Source organism: Desulfatiglans parachlorophenolica (assembly GCF_055394735.1).
In genome coordinates this window covers 3823118-3840090 of the sequence record NZ_AP042460.1, presented here as the reverse complement: position 1 = coordinate 3840090, position 16973 = coordinate 3823118, and the positions used below count along the sequence as shown (strand labels likewise).

Annotated in this window: 17 protein-coding genes; 13 read left to right on the top strand and 4 right to left on the bottom strand. The window is 59.1% G+C overall.

Annotated elements, in window-relative coordinates:
* Positions 1 to 228 precede the first annotated feature (228 nt).
* The 10 genes from ACZ500_RS17935 (at position 229) to ACZ500_RS17890 (ending at position 10487) form a co-directional block, all read left to right on the top strand.
* Entirely contained in the window at positions 229 to 1254 is a 1026-nt protein-coding gene (locus ACZ500_RS17935; protein WP_464228789.1) for a TRAP transporter substrate-binding protein, read from the top strand.
* A 174-nt stretch (positions 1255 to 1428) separates the two neighbouring features.
* Positions 1429 to 1920 (top strand): TRAP transporter small permease, encoded by a 492-nt coding sequence (locus ACZ500_RS17930; RefSeq protein WP_464228788.1) that lies wholly within the window; start codon positions 1429 to 1431, stop codon positions 1918 to 1920.
* A 3-nt stretch (positions 1921 to 1923) separates the two neighbouring features.
* Positions 1924 to 3207, top strand: coding sequence for a TRAP transporter large permease (locus tag ACZ500_RS17925; RefSeq protein ID WP_464228787.1), 1284 nt, complete (start codon positions 1924 to 1926; stop codon positions 3205 to 3207).
* A 120-nt stretch (positions 3208 to 3327) separates the two neighbouring features.
* On the top strand, positions 3328 to 3492 hold the full coding sequence (locus tag ACZ500_RS17920; RefSeq protein WP_464228786.1) for a hypothetical protein: 165 nt from the start codon (positions 3328 to 3330) through the stop codon (positions 3490 to 3492).
* 72 nt (positions 3493 to 3564) lie between these two features.
* On the top strand, positions 3565 to 4038 hold the full coding sequence (locus ACZ500_RS17915) for a response regulator (protein WP_464228784.1): 474 nt from the start codon (positions 3565 to 3567) through the stop codon (positions 4036 to 4038).
* A 222-nt stretch (positions 4039 to 4260) separates the two neighbouring features.
* Entirely contained in the window at positions 4261 to 5817 is a 1557-nt protein-coding gene (locus ACZ500_RS17910) for a long-chain-fatty-acid--CoA ligase (protein WP_464228783.1), read from the top strand.
* 47 nt (positions 5818 to 5864) lie between these two features.
* On the top strand, positions 5865 to 6362 hold the full coding sequence (locus ACZ500_RS17905) for a (2Fe-2S)-binding protein (RefSeq protein WP_464228782.1): 498 nt from the start codon (positions 5865 to 5867) through the stop codon (positions 6360 to 6362).
* Entirely contained in the window at positions 6359 to 7234 is an 876-nt protein-coding gene (locus ACZ500_RS17900) for an FAD binding domain-containing protein (RefSeq protein WP_464228780.1), read from the top strand. The genes ACZ500_RS17905 and ACZ500_RS17900 overlap by 4 nt, the downstream gene beginning before the upstream one ends.
* A gap of 23 nt (positions 7235 to 7257) precedes the next feature.
* Entirely contained in the window at positions 7258 to 9528 is a 2271-nt protein-coding gene (locus tag ACZ500_RS17895) for a xanthine dehydrogenase family protein molybdopterin-binding subunit (RefSeq protein WP_464228779.1), read from the top strand.
* Between the two features lie 185 nt (positions 9529 to 9713).
* Entirely contained in the window at positions 9714 to 10487 is a 774-nt protein-coding gene (locus ACZ500_RS17890; RefSeq protein WP_464228777.1) for a DUF262 domain-containing protein, read from the top strand.
* Between the two features lie 116 nt (positions 10488 to 10603).
* On the opposite strand, the gene ACZ500_RS17885 is transcribed toward ACZ500_RS17890, so the two are convergent.
* The 4 genes from ACZ500_RS17885 to ACZ500_RS17870 form a co-directional block, all read right to left on the bottom strand.
* A complete protein-coding gene (locus tag ACZ500_RS17885) occupies positions 10604 to 11560 on the bottom strand; it encodes an MBL fold metallo-hydrolase (protein ID WP_464228776.1) in 957 nt (318 codons plus the stop codon).
* 14 nt (positions 11561 to 11574) lie between these two features.
* The gene (gene coaE / locus ACZ500_RS17880) at positions 11575 to 13005 is read right to left on the bottom strand and encodes a dephospho-CoA kinase (RefSeq protein WP_464228775.1); all 1431 of its coding nucleotides are present in this window, start codon (positions 13003 to 13005) and stop codon (positions 11575 to 11577) included.
* 12 nt (positions 13006 to 13017) lie between these two features.
* Entirely contained in the window at positions 13018 to 14139 is a 1122-nt protein-coding gene (locus ACZ500_RS17875; protein WP_464228774.1) for a PHP-associated domain-containing protein, read from the bottom strand.
* 62 nt (positions 14140 to 14201) lie between these two features.
* Positions 14202 to 14657 carry a hypothetical protein gene (locus ACZ500_RS17870; RefSeq protein ID WP_464228773.1) on the bottom strand — a complete coding sequence of 152 codons (456 nt, stop codon included), beginning with the start codon at positions 14655 to 14657 and terminating at the stop codon, positions 14202 to 14204.
* Positions 14658 to 15144: 487 nt separating this feature from the next.
* On the opposite strand from ACZ500_RS17870, the gene ACZ500_RS17865 reads away from it, so the two are divergent.
* From ACZ500_RS17865 to ACZ500_RS17855, 3 genes are read left to right on the top strand one after another with little or no spacing between them, the layout of a single operon-like run.
* Complete coding sequence (locus tag ACZ500_RS17865; protein ID WP_464228772.1) at positions 15145 to 15516, top strand: response regulator; 372 nt, start codon at positions 15145 to 15147, stop codon at positions 15514 to 15516.
* 54 nt (positions 15517 to 15570) lie between these two features.
* Positions 15571 to 16284, top strand: a complete 714-nt coding sequence (locus ACZ500_RS17860) for a DVU0298 family protein (protein WP_464228771.1) — start codon at positions 15571 to 15573, stop codon at positions 16282 to 16284.
* A gap of 14 nt (positions 16285 to 16298) precedes the next feature.
* Complete coding sequence (locus ACZ500_RS17855; protein WP_464228770.1) at positions 16299 to 16913, top strand: poly-gamma-glutamate hydrolase family protein; 615 nt, start codon at positions 16299 to 16301, stop codon at positions 16911 to 16913.
* Positions 16914 to 16973 lie beyond the last annotated feature (60 nt).

The following is a 16973-nucleotide window of genomic DNA, read 5'->3' as shown; positions in this document are numbered from 1 at the left end:
GCGAACCCTGAGCGAGGTTCGAGACCGTAAGCAGTGGCTGTCCGGTTTTACGGGATCCTTATCGACATCGTGGTTGATGGAGAGGCATCCATGGGCGGATCGCATGGGGCGGCCCGGCTGTCGGCTTCCGGGAGGGTTGGCGGGAAAGGATCCCAGCCTGCAGACGGGATGCCGAGTGGTTCTCATGGTGCAATGGATCACTGAGCTGAAAAAGGGAGGTTTAAGGTCATGAAAAGAGGATTTTTGACCCTGCTGGGGATTGTCGTGATGGGTGTCGGGTTTATCGCCGCCAACGCAACGGCCGCTGAATACAAGATGCGCCTCGCCCATATGACGCCGCTCATCGAATCGCATGCCAAGGCAGGGGTTTGGATAAAGGACGAGATCGAAAAACGCTCCAAAGGCCGCATGGAGGTGCAATATTTCCACAGCTTCCAGCTGGGCAATACAATCGAGATCACCAAGAAGTGCCAGATGGGGATGATCGAGGCCGCTTACACCAACGGGAATATCATGCCCGACATGGCGCCGGAATTCGGGATCGGTTACTGCCCCTATGTCCTGGACTCCTACGAAAAATGGACCAAGTTCCTGGCCAACGACGAGCTGCGAAATGAACTCTTCCAATACGGAGAAAAGCGCACCGGCCTCGTTTTTGTCGATCAGATGTGGTTCGGGCGATATGTCATCGCCAGCACCAAGCCCATCAACACCTTCGAAGAAGTCGGAAAACTGAAATTCCGCTGCACGGAATCGCAGATCAACCTCGACTGGTGGAAGGCTTGGGGGGTGAACGCCGACACCATGCCCTGGCCTGAGGTCTACCCGGCGCTGAACCAGAAGGTGATCGACGGGATCGAACAGTCGAACACGGCGATCCATTTTCTCAAGGTGGACGATTTAACCAAGTACATCCTGCCGACCGACCATGTGATCGGCACCTGGTACATTGTCCTGAACAAAAAATGGTACGACAAACTGCCGGACGATCTGAAGACCCTGGTGGTCCAGGTCATCCGTGAGGCGTCAGCCCAGGCGCGCGTGGCGCAGCTCTATGACGAATGCCGAGTGATTGGACCGATGAAGGCCAAGGGGGTTACGTTCACGCCGCTGACACCTGAAGAGGACGCGAAGTTCAAGAAGGCTGTGCAGGAGAAGGTCTGGCCGAAGTGGCGCGATCAGATCGGCGCGGAGTGGTTCGACAGGGTGCTGGAATTTGTGAAGGATGTCGAGAAGAGCTCACCGATCGAATAGAAGAGGTCGGCCGCCGAAGAGGCCGGAATGGATCGATCCGTTTCCCGGCAGCCGAAGCATTACTGAAAAGCGGAAAGAAGGATATCCCCTGGGACCTGGACAAACGCACGGCGGAGAAGGGCTTGATCGCTTTCTTGCGGGGTCGCCGTTCTTAAAGCAAGGGAGGTGTGCCGCATGATACGGCAGATCGATAAGATCCTGACAATATTTGAAGAATGGGGCATCGGCATCTGTATGGTCGTTTCGCTGGTGGTGCTCGTCCTCAATGTCATTCTTCGTTATATCTTCCACGCATCCCTTTCCTGGCCGGCCGAATTTTCCACCTATCTGATGATCCTTCTCGTGTATCTGGGATCGAGCGCCGGGATCAAGCACGACTCCGAACTCAAGGTCGACTTCATCGTCGATATTTTTCCACGCAGCGGAAAGTTTTTTGCCCTCTGGTTGAATATTATCCGCCTGGGGGCCTGTGTGATCTTTTTTTGGGCGGGGATGTCGGTGGTCCAGATGGAGTACGCCTTTAGCAATGTGAGCCCTACGCTGCGCCTCCCTCTCTGGATCCTCTTCGGTATATTACCGTTCGCGGCGGTGCTTTTCGCCATCAGGACACTGTTGAGCTTCCGTGAAATCTTTGCAGGCCGGTCATCCGGAAAACAAGAGGGTTAGACGATGCTGCTGCTTGCCTTTGCCATCGGGTTGTTGCTGATACTCATTTTCATGCGGATTCCCGTCTTCCTGTCCCTTTTCCTGTCGGGGTTTGTCTGCTTCATGCTCTTTGCTCCGGTGCCCATGGCGGTCATCGGTCAGATCCTCATCAAGAAACTCGACAATTACTCCTTGATCGCCATACCCTTCTTCATCTTCCTCGGCAATATCATGGTGCGGGGGGAGAGTGCGAAACGGCTGGTGGATCTGGTTTTCGCGATCGTTTCCCCGCTGAGGGGCGGGCTGCCGATCGCGGCGGTCAACTCGTGCGGGCTGTTCGGAGCGATTTCCGGGTCGAGTATTTCCACTCTGGTTACCATCGGGGGGATCATTCTGCCTGCCCTCGACGAGAACCGCTACGAACGGCGGTTCTCGGTCGGGATCCTGACGGCGTCCTCGATCCTTGGTATCATCATTCCGCCGAGCGTCCCCATGATCATCTTCGCGATGATCGCCGGCACCTCCGTCAACCGGGTTTTCGTGGCGGGGATTCTGCCGGGTGTGCTGATCATGGTGCTGCTTTCCCTTTATGCCTATGCTTACGGGCGGGTCCAGAAACAGGTGGCGACGCAGTTCATGGGGCTGGCGCATATGGGGCGGGCCTTCTGGAGGGCGGGATGGTCGCTGCTGCTTCCCTTGATCCTTTATGTCGGAATTTATACCGGTGTCTTTACGGTCACCGAGGCGTCCGTGGTGGCAGCCGCCTACGCCATCCTGATCGAGACACTTCTATATCGGAAGGTCACCTTCAAAGAGATCTGGCGTCTGGCCGTCCAATCGGGGATTCTGAGCGGCACGCTGGTCATTATCATCGCCGGGGCCATGACCCTCGGAGAGTTCATCGTGCTGCAGGATCTGCCGAACGTACTCGTCGATACCACGATGCGCTACATCTCGCAGCCGTGGGTTTTTGTGTTTATGACGGTTGTGTTGGTGCTGGTCATCGGCACGTTCCTGGATATTATCGGGGCCCTGGCGATTCTGACACCGGTGATGCTGCCGCTCTCAAAGGCCTATGGGATGGACCCGGTGCATTTCGGCATCATTCTTTGCCTGGGGTTCGGGATCGGTTATATTACACCGCCCCTTGGTCTGCTCCTCTATACGGCCGTTGCGGTGACAAAGGAGAAGTTCACGTTTATCTGTCGGTCGATCATGCCGGCCTTGTTGGTGTATGTCGTGATTTTGTTCCTGGTTGCGTATATTCCGCCATTATCGCTGTGGTTGCCGCAAATTCTATATGATTAAAGTGCATTCTGAACAGTGAAATAACAACCTCCGATCATCTTGACAAAGTAAATGCGATATACATGTGAAAAGTTTTTATATGTAATTCGAAATCCAGATGTAGGTGGTTTCCATCCGGAAATGGTCTTTTTGGCCAATCTCGGCGTCAATATGCACGTTTGCTTGTGCGGCGACCTACAGGTCGCCTCCGCGCAAGCGCTTGATTTCCTTGATATTGGCCAAAAATACTCATTTCCTGATTGGAAACTGGGTTTTATAGGGGAATCATTTCCGGATGGAAACTAGGTATTCCATGGACTGTATATTCAAATTACAAGCAATGAAAATAGTGGTTATCTGATGAAGGGAAAGAATTTTTTGGAAGGCAAAAAGGTCTTGCTGGTAGATGACGAGCAGGATGTCTTGGACGCCTTGTCCGAATTGTTGACGATGTGTCATCTCGTGACGGCGAGCCATTTCGAAGAGGCTAAAAAAAAGCTCGAAACCGAGTATTTCGACATCGCCGTCCTGGATATCATGGGGGTGGATGGCTATGCCCTCCTGGACATCGCCATTCAGCGGGAAGTGATACCCGTCATGCTGACGGCGCATGCCTTGACGCCTGAGGATGCTGCCCGGTCCTGGCGCGGCGGCGCGGCGTCTTACCTTCCGAAGGAGGAAATGGCCAACATCGAGATCTTTCTGAACGACATCCTCGAAGCCAGGGAAAGGGGGAAAAGCCTCTGGTGGCGGTGGTTCGAGAGGCTGGGTTCCTACTACGACCGGAAATTTGGTCTGGGCTGGACGGAAAAAGACAAGGATGTCTGGGACAAGATCAAATATGGAGTATGAGGATGTTCGAGCCGCGGTTGCCTGGCGCGGAGCCGGCTTCGGTGTAGCGCCCGGGCCGGCCAGCATGCTGAAGTGCCACTTCGAATGTTTCCGGCAGGCGGTGGCATCTTGGCTGCCTCGTTTCGGCAAACCGGTTTTTAATCACGATACCTGGCTATCCTCTTCGGGATGGCGGGGTACGATAACAGCTTGAATCGAAAGCCTGTGAATGGGGGAAGACAGATGGGCCTGGGAGATATTTTGAGGAGGAGTGCTGCAAGGTTTCCGGAGAAGGAAGCGCTGGTATTCGGTGATCGCCGGTTGACCTACGGGGAATTCAATCAGCGGGTCAACCGCTTGACCGACAGTTTGCTGGGGATGGGTCTCAAGAAAGGCGATCGGGTGGCCTTGCTTCTGCACAACTGCCCGGAGTTCATAGAACTTTATTTTGCCTGTGCCAAGTCCGGCGGTATCCTGGTTCCGATCAACAATCTGCTCAAAGAAGGGGAACTGAGTTACATTTTCGACTATATCAAGCCTCGATTTGCCTTTTTTGACAAAGAATTCATACCGTTCATTCAGAGCATCGGACCGAAGGCGGCCTTCATGGACCATCCTGTGATCCTGAGCGGCCCGGGCTCCGGATTCACCGTCTACGAGGAACTATTGGAGAGGGGCTCTGCCGCCGAACCGGATATCCCGATCTCACGGGAAGACATCTTTAGCATCTTCCTCACCTCGGGGACTACGGGCCGTCCTAAGGGGGCCATGCGGACCCACCATCACAATTTGACGAATATCATGAGTTGTGCTATTGAATTGGGGTTGAACTACGATGACCGGGTTCTGCTTCTGTCGCCGTTTTACCATGTCTCCTTCGAGGATCAGATCCGGCATGTGCTCATGTCGAACACGATCGTGATCAAGAAGGAGGGCAGTTTCGATCCGCAGGAGGTCCTCGAGATCCTGGCTAAGGAGCGCATCACCACCGCTCAATTTGTGCCGACCATGATCAATGCCATGCTCCAGGCAAAGGACATCGAGACTTACGACCTGAAGCATTTCAGATTGATGCCCTATGCCGCCTCCCCCATGCCGGTCGAACTGCTGAAGCGGGCCATGCAGCGCTTCAAGTGCGGGTTCGTGCAGCTTTACGGGCAGACCGAAACGGGTCCGGCTACTACCGCGCTGAGGCCGGAGGACCACGTGCTCGATGGGAGCGAGGAACAGATGGCTCGCCTGGCCTCGGCTGGCCGCCCGATCGTCGACTGCGAGGTCCGGATCGTCGATGACGATGGGAGCGATACGCCGGTAGGGGAGGTGGGTGAGATCATCGTGCGCAGCGAGGCCATGACCGTCGGATATTGGGAGTTGCCGGAGGAAACGGCAAAGACCATCCGGAACGGCTGGTTGTACACCGGTGATTACGGGCGGCGCGACGCGGCGGGCTACGTCTTCATCGTCGACCGGAAAAACGACATGATTATCAGCGGGGGCAAGAATATCTACCCCCGGGAGGTCGAGGAGGTCATCTACGGCCACGAGGCGGTTCTGGAGGTGGCGGTGGTGGGGATCCCCGATGACTACTGGGGCGAATCAGTCAAGGCCCTGGTGGTGCTGAAGGAGGGGATGCATGCCACGGAACGGGAGATCATCGACCTGTGCAAGCAGAAATTGGCCAGTTACAAGAAACCCAAGTCGGTGGAGTTTCGGTCCGATCTCCCGCGTAACCCAACGGGCAAGCTCCTGAAGCGCAAGATTCGCGACGAATTCTGGCAGGGGCGCGAAAGGCGGGTCTGAACAGCCGGCTCATTCTATATCTTGGACAGGGATGGAGGTAAACGCATATGAAACAGCAGATTGAATTGATCGTGAACGGGGATCGCTATTCCCTTTTGGTGGAGCCCTGGCGGACCTTGAACGAAGTCCTGAGGGACGATTTGAATCTGACCGGTACCAAGCTCGGGTGCGGGTCAGGGGACTGCGGGGCCTGCACCGTTATCGTCGATGGCCGCAGCGTCAGCTCCTGTCTGACCCTGGCGGTCTCGGTGAGCGGAAAGGACATCCGCACCGTGGAGGGGCTCGCGGCGTCGGGGGAAGAGCTGCATCCGATCCAGGAGTCGTTCATCGAGGATGGAGCGATCCAATGCGGGTTCTGCACGGCGGGGATGGAGATGTCGGCCTATTATCTCCTGAGCCATAACCCGGCTCCCAGCGAAGGCGAGATCCGTGCGGGTCTGTCGGGCAATCTGTGCCGCTGCACAGGCTACAACCAGATCGTGGATGCCATCGGGGCGGCCGCCAAAAAGATGCGCAACCAATCCAAAGCGGGGGGCGAGCGATGAGACTGCCGAAATTCGAATACCATGCACCGGAAACCTTGGATGCCGCCTTGCAGCTGCTGGCCGAAAAGGGCGCCGACGCCCATCTCCTGGCGGGTGGGACGGACCTCGTGGTGAAGATGAACCACGGCATGTTGAAAGCGAAGGCCCTGATCGCCCTGAAGGGGATCCCCGGGTTGAACACCATCGAGGTCGATTCCAAGAAAGGCCTGACGATCGGGGCGACCGCCCTCCTGGCGGAGGTCGCCGCCCACCCCGACATCCTTCGTGACTATCCGGCTGTGGCTTATGCCGCGAACAAGACGGCCAATGTCCAGATCCGCAATATGGGCACGGTGGCCGGAAACCTCTGCAATGCCGCTCCGTCCGCCGACAATGCGCCGACCCTCGTGGCCATGGGGGGGGAGGCCGTTCTGGTAGGGCCGAAGGGCGAAAGGAGACTCTCGCTCGATCAGTTTTTCAAAGGTCCGGGGCAGACGGCTATGGAGCCGGGCGAGATCATGACGGCCATTCATGTCCCGACCCCGCCTCGGGGAGCGGGTGTTTCTTATCAGCACATCTCCGCGCGGGGCAAGGTGGACATATCGGCCGTATGCGTCGGGGCCATGGTGACCATGGAGGAAAACGTCTGCCGTGAAGCGGTCGTTGTGCTCGGAGCGGTTGCCGCAATACCCATGCGGGCGCGCAAGGCGGAGGATCTGCTGCGCGGGCGGGAATGGAGCGCTGCGCATGTCCGGGAAGCGGCTGCAGAGGCCGCCGCCGAGGCGCGTCCGATATCGGATGTGCGGGCGAGCGCCGAATATCGGAAACAGATGGTGGCGGTACTGACCCGCCGGGCGCTCGAAGAGGCCCGGGCGCGGGCTGCGAAACGGTAAGGAACGAGGAAAGGGATAATCCGATGAAACGATTCAATATGGTTGGCAAGGATGTACCGCGAAACGATGCGCGCGCCAAGGCGACGGGTACCGCTACCTATACCGACGACATGAAACTGCCGGGTATGCTCTACGGGAGGATCCTGCGGAGCCCCGTGGCCCATGCGCGTATCGTCCGGATCGACACGAGCCGGGCCGCGGCGTTGCCGGGGGTCAAGTGCGTCATTACGGCCGAAGACACTCCCAAGATCAAGTACGGCAACTGGCGTTTGTTCCCTGAGACCCAGGATGAATATCCCCTGGCGGTGGACAAGGTCCGCTTTATCGGGGACGAGGTGGCGGCCGTGGCCGCCATGGACAAGGATACGGCCGAAGAGGCTTTGGAGCTGATCGAGGTGGAGTACGAGGAGCTTCCGGCCGTCTTCGACGTCAACGAGGCCGCCAGGGAAGGGGCGCCCGTACTGCATGCATACTGCCCGAACAATATCAGCGTCAATCGCAAGATCCAGTACGGGGATGTGGAAAAGGCGTTCGCCGAAGCGGACTATGTCCGGGAGGACACGTTCAATGTGCATGGGGTGAGCCCCGCCTATCTCGAGCCGTGCTCAGCCCTGGCGCAGGTAGACCTGGACGGGCGGATCACGCTCTGGACCTCCACGCAGGTGCCGTATATCGTCCAGTGCCTTCTCGCATCGACCCTCGGGATGCGGGAAAACGACATCCGGGTGATCAAGCCCTTCGTCGGCGGGGGGTTCGGGGGCAAGATGGAACTCCGGACCTGGGAGTTCTGCGCCGCCTTGATGGCCCGCAAGACCGGCCGCCCCGTGAAGTTTACCCTCAGCCGGGAAGAGGAATTCCTGACAGGGCGTCGCCGCCACCCGATGCAGCTCCATTCGAAAGTGGCTTTCAAGAAGGATGGCACCCTGGTCGCCAAAGACCTCCGGATTCGGCTGGACGGCGGGGCCTACAACGCCATGGGGCCCACGGCCACCTTTCTTTGCGGCAATTTCGGGGCCATGCTTTACCGCTATCCGAACTATAGGTTCCACGGGGAACATGTCTACACCAACAAGCCGCCCGCAAGCGCCATGCGCGGTTTCGGAGCGCCGCAGTCTCTTTATGTAAGCGAGATCCAGATGAACATGGCGGCTGAGGATCTGGGGATCGACCCGGTCGATATCCGGCTCAAGAATGCGCAGGTGAGCGGCGACAAGATTCCGGATGTGGCGACCATCTCGAGCTGCGGATTCGTCGAATCGATCAAGAAGGCCGCTGAGATGAGCGACTGGAAGAACAAGCGCAAAAACCTCAAGCCGGGGCAGGGGATCGGGATCGGGTGCTACAGCTTCATCTCCGGCGGCGTTTTCAACTGGTTCAATACCCAGTATCCGTTCTCGGCGGCCGAGGTCCGGGTTTTTTCGGACGGTACGGCACACCTGCTGACCATGGCCTCGGACATTGGCCAGGGCTCCGACACCACACTCAAGCAGATTCTGGCGGAGGAGTTGGGTTTGAAGATGGAGGACATCCGGGTCACATCGGCCGACACCTCCATGACCCCGCAGGCCGACCTCGGCGCCTGGGGCAGCCGGGTGACCCTTATGGCCGGCAACGCCGTGATCGACGCGGCCCGCAAGATCAAGGCGGAGCTCTTCGGCGCGGTCTCGGCGCGCTTCAACTTGAACGTCATCCATGAGATCGTCTGCCGGGACGGCAAGGTCTTCCCGCAGGGGCGGCCCGACCGTTTCATGACCTTCGGCGATGCGGTCGCGATGGTCCAGAAGGCGCGCCGCGGTGAGCCGCTGGTGGCGCGGGGTTCCTACACGCCGCGTGGCAAGGGCCTGGTGACGCCGGCCTTCAGCTTCGGTGCCCAGATCGCGCAGGTGGAGGTCGATCAGGAGACCGGTCTCGTCGAGGTCAAGCAGATGTGGACGGCGCATGACATCGGAACGGTGGTCAATCCGCGTGCAGTCGAAGGGCAGTTGGCCGGTTCGATCCAGATGGGGTTGGGCTACGCCCTCTCGGAGCAGTTCGTGATGAAGGACGGCAAGACCCTGAATCCCAACTTCCTGGATTACAAGATGCCATCGGCCCTAGATATGCCGCCCAGCGCCCTGGAGCACATTGAAACGTATGAACCGGAGGGGCCCATGGGGGCGAAGGAATGCGGTGAAGGTCTTGCTTCGCCCTCGGCGCCGGCCATTTCGGATGCCGTGTATCACGCCGTAGGTTATCGCTGCAAGGACCTGCCGATTACACCGGAGAAGATCCTGGCGGCCATAGGCAAAAAGTAAAGACCCTTATGGGGTTGGGAGTCCCGGCTCTGCGGTTTACAAGCTGCTTTGCCCAGCTGTCTGCCGCAGGGTCGGGATGCACAGGTCATCAACCGGAACGATCGGCGCGGAGCGTAAGATTTTAAAGGAATCCTCATCTGTTACAGACTCCGGACTCCAGGGGGGATGCTCGAGGGATGATCCGGATGAACCAGGATCGCGATATAGGCACCAAAGAAGCCAGACTGGATGAGCTGATCGGGATGCTCTCCAACAATGAGCTCCTGATCCCTTCGTTTCAAAGGGAGTTCGTGTGGGAGCCCCAGGAGATCATCCGGCTCTGGGACAGCCTCTACCGGTTTTACCCCATCGGGAGCCTGTTGTGCTGGGAGACCCACATCTCCCTGCATGTCCATCGAAAGATCGGGGGCTACATTCTCCCGGACAACGGTGCTGCCAGCGGGCGGAAGGGCCCAAGGCACTACATTCTGGACGGCCAGCAGCGGGCCACGGCGATCATGATCTCCGTTCTTGGGGGGGAAGGGCGGGTGCGCGGGAGGCAGGAGCCCTGCCTGGCGCATGCCCTCTATTTCGATGCGGTCGACGGCACGTTCTTTTTCGGGTATGAATTGAAGCGCAGAAGGCGGAAAGTGGATCCCGCCTTCCTGGTCCCCTTGAGGGAGATCCTGACGGATGATGCGAAGATGCAGCGGGCAATGTCAGGAGCGGAAGGCTGCGACGAAGCGATCCTTTCACATCTGAACCAGCTTTTGCGCGTGTTCCGCGAATACCGGATTCCCATCATCTGGATCAGGGGCTTCGACATCCCGGCCGTGCGCGACATCTTCATGCGCATCAACCAGGAGGGGCAGGACCTCAAGCCGATGGATATCATGATCGCGAAGACCTTCCAGGATTATGAGTACCTCGTCGAGGACGACCTCTGGACGCCCGCCGAGGCCCCACCTGAAACCCGCTGAAGACCCACGGGATCTCGCCTCGCAGCTGGTGTTTCCTGAATGTCCCTTCCCTCAAGAGTGACCTTCCATAGTACGCTGCTTGAGGGAGGCAATGGCAGGGCTCACCAGGGAGGGGCTTATTCGATCGTGATGCGAGACCCGACGCTGTTCAGGACAAAGGCCTCGGGGAAGGCCTTCTCGAAGGCCCCGATGGCCTTCCAGCCGGTGCAGTGCATGGGGGCGAGGAGTGCGCAGTTCATGGACTGCAGGGCATCGATCGTCGGGGGGATCACCTGCTCGAAGTAGGGTCCGGTCAAATGGAATCCGCCCAGGACGGCATGGATTGTTTCCACGCCCGTCAAGCTGCGTGCGTAAAGAATCGTATTGATGATCCCTGCATGGCTGCAGCCGGAGATGACCACCAGACCGCGGTCCTCGAGGTGCATCACCAGGGCCTGGTCATCCAGGATCGGATCGGGCTCGAGGGCGCCGTTTCTTTCGACCATTGCCCCCGGAAGGCCCCGCTCGAAGGAGGTGATGCGTTCCACCTCGCCGGTGACAAGCAGGTGATCGCCGCAGAGCAGGGAGGGCTCTTTTGTCTCACGGAGAATGACCGGATGCTGCTGCAGTTCGGTTCGGTCGATCTTTTGCGGGAAAAGCAAGCGCCTGCCGTCCGGGAGCTGCAGGTAACGCGGTTCGAGGAAGGCGTCGGGGTGAATCACCAGCGGGACCTTGTTCGGCAGGGTGTCCAGAAGCGGGTAAAGGGCGCCCGTGTGATCCATGTGGCCGTGGCTCAGGACCACCGCCTCCACCGCCCCCAGAGTGGTGCCGAGGATCTCCAGGTTGTGGGGCACAGCCACGCTGCTGTATCCAGCATCCATGAGAACGGTGCGCCTCGATCGGTTCGCTTCGAGCGTGATCATGAGCGAGAGTCCGTGCTCGGCCAGGAGCGTGTCGGAGGGGATCAAGCCGCTCTTGGCGAGCGGCGGTCTTTGCACCCGTGCGTCGCTCTGGAGCAGAAGATCGACATAGTTGTCGGCGAGCGTCAGGACCTCGATGCGGTCGACGCTCCGGATGGGATAGTGCATGGTCATAACGTCGCCCTCCCTCAACACCCGCCTCTCGAGGCGAGTCTTTCTGCCTGGAGTGTCTGCAGGGTTTTCCAGAGGTCTTCCACTTGTCTGCGCGTCTCTTCGATCGATGTGTCGTTGCGGATGACATAGTCGGCATAGGCGACCTTTTCATCGATGGGGAGTTGTGATTTCAGGATGTTGGCGGCCTCCTCGAGGCTGATGCCGTCCCGTGCAGCCAGCCGCTCGACCTGGACGGCCTCCGGCACGTAAACCACCAGCAGCTTGTGGAACCGGTGCTGCAGATTGAGCTCTATCAGAAGCGGGATGTCCACCTGGATGACCGCCCCGGGGTGTTCGCGGGCCAGCCGCTCGACCTCCAGGTGGTAGGCCTCGAAGATCCGGGGATGGGTAAAGGATTCCAGGCGTTTGCGTTTTTCGAAATCCCTAAAGACGATTTTGGACAGGGCTTTGCGATCCAACTGCCCGTCAGCTTGCAGGACCTGACGTCCGAAGAAATTGACGATCTCGTCATAGGCGGGTTTTCCCGGTTCGACCACTTCACGGGCCAGGACATCGAAGTCGATGATCGGCGCCCCGAGCTCCTCCAGCATGGTGGCCACCGTGCTTTTTCCACTCCCGATCCCGCCGGTGACGCCGAGAAGAAGGCGATTGTCGTCGCCGCGGATCTCCAGGATCTGGTCCAGGCTGCCGTAGGCACCCGGGAAGCCGCTGGTGACGTCGAGTTCGGCGCCGGCATAGCTGATGGGGTAGCGGATGCCCTTTCGGTAGAGTGTCTCGAGGTTTCGGTGGGCCTTTTCGAGGCTGGCGGGCGGCAGCGCCATAACCAGTTCGTCGTCCTGGGCGTGGCCATAGCGCCGTTCCCCGTAACAGGGGATGGTCAGGGACGGTTTGCCGGTCAGGTAACAGCGCCCGATGGCATCGGCACAGGAGGACTCGCCGATACAGTGAAAGGTCATGACCTCGTAGTCGTCGAACTGCAGGGCATTGATGAGAAGCATCATCTGTGCGGGATTGGCGTAGATGAGGATCATGTCGGGTTCGAAGGGGTTGTAGACCTGGGGTGCGAGGGCGACGGCCTCGAATTTTCCCAGGGGAATGCGTGGAACCGCCGCCTCGTAACGTTTTCCGTCCTCCCGGGTCCTGACCCAGACGATGCTCCGGAATGTCCCGTCCTTGTAAAGTGGCGGGATGTCGGTGAACCCCAGAATGGACGGGCAGGAGACGTAGATGAAATCCTCCCGGGTAGCGCCGACCGTCCAGTCGAAATTCCGCACGAGATTGGTCATCTGGCAGAAGGTCACTTTGTGGTCCATACGGCGCAGAAACGGAATCGTGTCCAGTTCCTCTTTCTTCTCGAGCAGTTTCATCCCTACGGGGAAGGATTTGAGGCGCAGGAGCAGTTCGAGACGACGGATCGGTTTTTCCCAGTCTCGTTGCGGTTTCATGGATGTCACTCCTTATGCAGGTGAGTGGTTGACACGAAAAACGACGGGGTGAAAGCGGCCGCTTCGAAGCGCGGCTAGAAGTTCCGCCTCGTCGTGGATCCTTTCTTCGAAATGCGTGGCATAAAGCCCCACCTCGGAAACCTCATGGGCGTCACTGCCGCCGGTCGCGGGCAGGTGCAGGGCGTCGGCGACCTCGCGCGAAAAGGCGTTTTCCTTTTCCGTCACCTTGCCGTTCAGGACCTCGACGGCGTCAACGTATCGAAATAGCAGCCGCTGCATAGCCTTTTCGGGGGTCAGGCCCAACCGGCCGACTCCGAAGGTCAGAAACCCGCGGAACGGGTGGGCCGCAATCATAAAGGCCTCCGGACCCGCCTGCTCCCTCAGTTCCTGAATGGTGACGATGCCGGGGAAATCCTTCTCCCCACCGAAGACCAAAATGTCTCCCTGGTCGGTGGTGACCTCATTGCCGCCGAGGACGAGAAAATCGTGGGCGTCGGAGAGGCGCGCCAGGGTCTCCCGATCCCACCGGTGATGGTGATCGGTCAGACAGATGCCGTCGAGGCCGACCCGTTTGGCTTCCCGGATCAGATCATCGACGGAGACCGAACTGCAAGGCGATGCCGGATAGCTGTGCAGGTGCAGATCGATGATGCACCCGCCTGGTTTTAGTGACGGTGCGGGGGCGTTATCGGCCTTCAGGGGCCGCGTCTGTTCCAGTGCTGGAGCAGACGCGGCGGGGGCCTCCGCAGGCTCCGAAACGGTAGCTGTTTCGGGTGCCTTGAGCGGCAGTTCCGCCGCCTCCCGTGCGGTGTCGCAGCACTCGAGGAGCAGATTGGCGAAGTGACGGCAGGAAAGACGTCCCACGGATTTTTTGATCTTCTGGCTGAAATCGCTGTCGAGGATGCAAGCTCCCACGGCCTGCTGGAGTTCAGCAATCGCCCGATGGCATTCCGGCGTCGTCCATCGGTTCCATTGCCCTTGGAGGGAATGGATCGTCATGCCGGCAGTCTCGATATAGACCTTGATTTCGAGACCGTAGATGTCGTCTGCCAGCAGTCCGCGGGCGAGCAAGGTCTTTTCGTCCAGGGCTTCGACCGTCACGATCTTGTTGCGAATGAAGGTAACCTCAGGCATGTTCGATATCCCGTGGCAAGGTGAAGGGAGTCATGGCCCGCCTGCAGACAGAATCTTCTGGCTCAGGCGCTTTCAGCGCCGTTGCCCTGGATGTCGATGCCTTCGACCAGAGGGCTTCCTTGAGCGAAGGCTGCACAGCGGTTGTACAGTCGGATGTTTTCCCTCACCATCTCGTTGTAAAAGGCCCTGGAGGCGTCGGCCTCAGTGGGCCGGGGTGATTGTACGAGGACTTCCTTTGTAAAAGAGAGGATGATCGCCTGGCAACATTCTTCGAGCATGAAGAAGAGCTCCCGATAGGTCTGCTGATTTCCGCCAAGTCCCTGGATGATCTTCAGCATCCCCGGCCCTATGCGGACGCCGAGGGCGTGCTGCAGCATCGCTTCCGCTTCAGGCCCGATCGGGTGCTTCGAGCGGCGGATTTGGTGGTGCACCTGTGTGATTTCGAGGTCGGGCAGTTCGACGGTGACTTCAATGCGGGCGTCGGTCAGGGTGTCGCGCATGACGCACGACGATCTCATGCATTCGGCAGAGACTTTTTCGACTACAGTGGAGCGGTTTCTTGAAAAGATCAGAAGATGGCCCATCAGGATTGCCTCCGAAGTGGAACATGAACGGTGAGGCGGACAAGGTGACCCTACTCCCCGGTCGAACCGGTTGTCAAGGATCCTTTGGCGCGCTTCTCCAGTCTCCATCCGGAAATGATTTCCCGGTACAACGCAGTTTCCAATCCGGAAATGAGGATTTTTTGCCAATATCAAGGAAATCAAGCGCTTGCGCGGAGGCGACCTATAGGTCGCCGCACAAGCAAATGTGCAGATTGACGCCGAGATTGGCAAAAAAGACCATTTCCGGATGGAAACTCTCTAAATTGTTTCAGCGGTTCCCAGGATGCTTCGAAGCGGTCTCCATCCGCAATTCTGCTTGACCCGCCCGGGCGAGGTCGCTATCCTGAACCGGTCGAAGTACAGGAGTCAACAGGTAAGATCTCCGGGAAGCATAGAACTTATGCCGAGTATCCTGATCATTGACGACGACGACCAGATCCGATCCATGTTGAGTCAGTTTCTGGAAATGAAAGGCTACGACGTGGACGATGCCAATGACGGGAGCGTGGGAATTGCGCGGTATCGCAGCCATCCGGTCGACCTGGTGATCACGGATGTCCTCATGCCGGGGAAGGAAGGTATCGAAACGATTTGCGATTTGCGCCGGGAGTTTCCCGAGGTGAAGATCATCGCCATATCCGGAGGAGGTCAATTCGGCCCCGATACGTATCTTCACATGGCCGAGGCCTTGGGCGCCAGGAAGGTATTCACGAAACCCTTTGCCTTGGATGAGTTCCTCCAGGGTGTCGAAGAGGTGTTGGGTGCCCCGTAACCCAACAAATCGATCAGGATCGACCAGGCTGGTCTCGATGTGAATCCCGAACCCATGCCAAACCACCCCGCCCGCTCCAGACAGATCAAGACCGAAATGGCCCGCGTATTCAGTGAGATGGATACAGAGGCATGCCGAACGTTCCTTGCCTCCCTTTCTCCGCGTAAAGCCGTGAATCCCCTTTTTTCTCTGCTTCTTCATCCCGAACCGCTCGTAAAGTGGCGTGCGGTTCAGGGATTCGGGATTGTCGTGGAGCGGCTTGCAGAGGAGTCCATGGAGGCGGGGCGAACCGTCCTGCGGCGGATGATGTGGCAGCTGAACGATGAATCGGGCGGTATAGGGTGGGGTTGCCCGGAGGGCATGGGAGAGATCCTCGCCGTCCATGCGGGCTTGGCCGAGGAATTCCACCAGGTGCTGATCTCGTATATCCGGGAGGACGGCAACTTCCTGGAGTACGGGCCTCTGCGCCGAGGGGCTCTCTGGGGCGTGGGCCGCGCGGCGGAGAAGCGGGCGGATTTGATGGAGAAGGCCTCCGAGCCCCTCCTCGGTTTTTGCCGGAGCGAGGATGCCGAAGAGTGCGCGCTGGCGGCGAGGGCGCTCGGGCGGCTGAAGGCCCGGGCTGCATTGCCCCTGCTGGAGGTCCTTCGGGCCGATACCCGTGAGGTGGTCCTGTTTCTGGATGATACGCTGCGACCCTGGCGTGTAGGGGAGGTGGCGGGCGAAGCCTTTGATCGACTGCGCCGGGTGTCCGCCGAAAAGCGTGTATAAGGAGTGTTGGCCCGATGGTGGGATATGCGAGTTTTCAGGCGCTGCGGTTGGAGCAGGCCCTGGGCAAGGACTACGATATTCAATTCAAACCCGCTGGATCGACCGGGGTCCTGGTCATGGCGTTGCACGGAGGCGGGATCGAACCGGGGACCGGCACGCTGGCGGAGGCGATTGCGGGGGACCTGCATGGATTTTACTGTTTCAGGGGGTTGGGGACAGCCGGCAATGCGGCCCTTCGCATCCCGAGCCACCTATTTGACGAGCCCTGCGCTGTGGAGCTTGCCCGTGCAGCCGAGGCGGTTGTCTCCATCCATGGGTGCCGTGGTTCGGAGTGCTGCGTGTATCTCGGCGGCCGTGATGAAACGCTCAAAGAAGACGCGTGGGAGGCCCTCACGGCGGCCTCCTTCACGGTCAGCGAGTCGGCGCGTTTTCCCGGTGTCAACCCGATGAACCTCTGCAACCGGGGGCGTTCCGGGAAGGGCCTGCAATTGGAGCTTTCGGCGGGGCTGCGCCGCGCGCTTCTGGGGGGAGCGGACAACGGCACGAAGCGAAATGGGGCCTTCGGGCGGTTCGTAAAGACCCTCCAGGATGTTCTGGCTGCACGCGCGGAAGAGTCCGACCGGGGTTGATCCGGGGCGGCGCGAGGCCATCGCCCGCCCGGCCGGGATGTTTCGACGAGGGGCGCGTGC

Bases quoted from the DNA above. Each gene is read 5' to 3' on its own strand.
- ACZ500_RS17935 (WP_464228789.1), top strand. From the start codon at position 229: ATGAAAAGAGGATTTTTGACCCTGCTGGGGATTGTCGTGATGGGTGTC.
- ACZ500_RS17930 (WP_464228788.1), top strand. From the start codon at position 1,429: ATGATACGGCAGATCGATAAGATCCTGACAATATTTGAAGAATGGGGC.
- ACZ500_RS17925 (WP_464228787.1), top strand. From the start codon at position 1,924: ATGCTGCTGCTTGCCTTTGCCATCGGGTTGTTGCTGATACTCATTTTC.
- ACZ500_RS17920 (WP_464228786.1), top strand. From the start codon at position 3,328: ATGGTCTTTTTGGCCAATCTCGGCGTCAATATGCACGTTTGCTTGTGC.
- ACZ500_RS17910 (WP_464228783.1), top strand. From the start codon at position 4,261: ATGGGCCTGGGAGATATTTTGAGGAGGAGTGCTGCAAGGTTTCCGGAG.
- ACZ500_RS17905 (WP_464228782.1), top strand. From the start codon at position 5,865: ATGAAACAGCAGATTGAATTGATCGTGAACGGGGATCGCTATTCCCTT.
- ACZ500_RS17900 (WP_464228780.1), top strand. From the start codon at position 6,359: ATGAGACTGCCGAAATTCGAATACCATGCACCGGAAACCTTGGATGCC.
- ACZ500_RS17895 (WP_464228779.1), top strand. From the start codon at position 7,258: ATGAAACGATTCAATATGGTTGGCAAGGATGTACCGCGAAACGATGCG.
- ACZ500_RS17890 (WP_464228777.1), top strand. From the start codon at position 9,714: ATGAACCAGGATCGCGATATAGGCACCAAAGAAGCCAGACTGGATGAG.
- ACZ500_RS17885 (WP_464228776.1), bottom strand. From the start codon at position 11,560: ATGACCATGCACTATCCCATCCGGAGCGTCGACCGCATCGAGGTCCTG.
- coaE (WP_464228775.1), bottom strand. From the start codon at position 13,005: ATGAAACCGCAACGAGACTGGGAAAAACCGATCCGTCGTCTCGAACTG.
- ACZ500_RS17875 (WP_464228774.1), bottom strand. From the start codon at position 14,139: ATGCCTGAGGTTACCTTCATTCGCAACAAGATCGTGACGGTCGAAGCC.
- ACZ500_RS17870 (WP_464228773.1), bottom strand. From the start codon at position 14,657: ATGAGATCGTCGTGCGTCATGCGCGACACCCTGACCGACGCCCGCATT.
- ACZ500_RS17865 (WP_464228772.1), top strand. From the start codon at position 15,145: ATGCCGAGTATCCTGATCATTGACGACGACGACCAGATCCGATCCATG.
- ACZ500_RS17860 (WP_464228771.1), top strand. From the start codon at position 15,571: ATGCCAAACCACCCCGCCCGCTCCAGACAGATCAAGACCGAAATGGCC.
- ACZ500_RS17855 (WP_464228770.1), top strand. From the start codon at position 16,299: ATGGTGGGATATGCGAGTTTTCAGGCGCTGCGGTTGGAGCAGGCCCTG.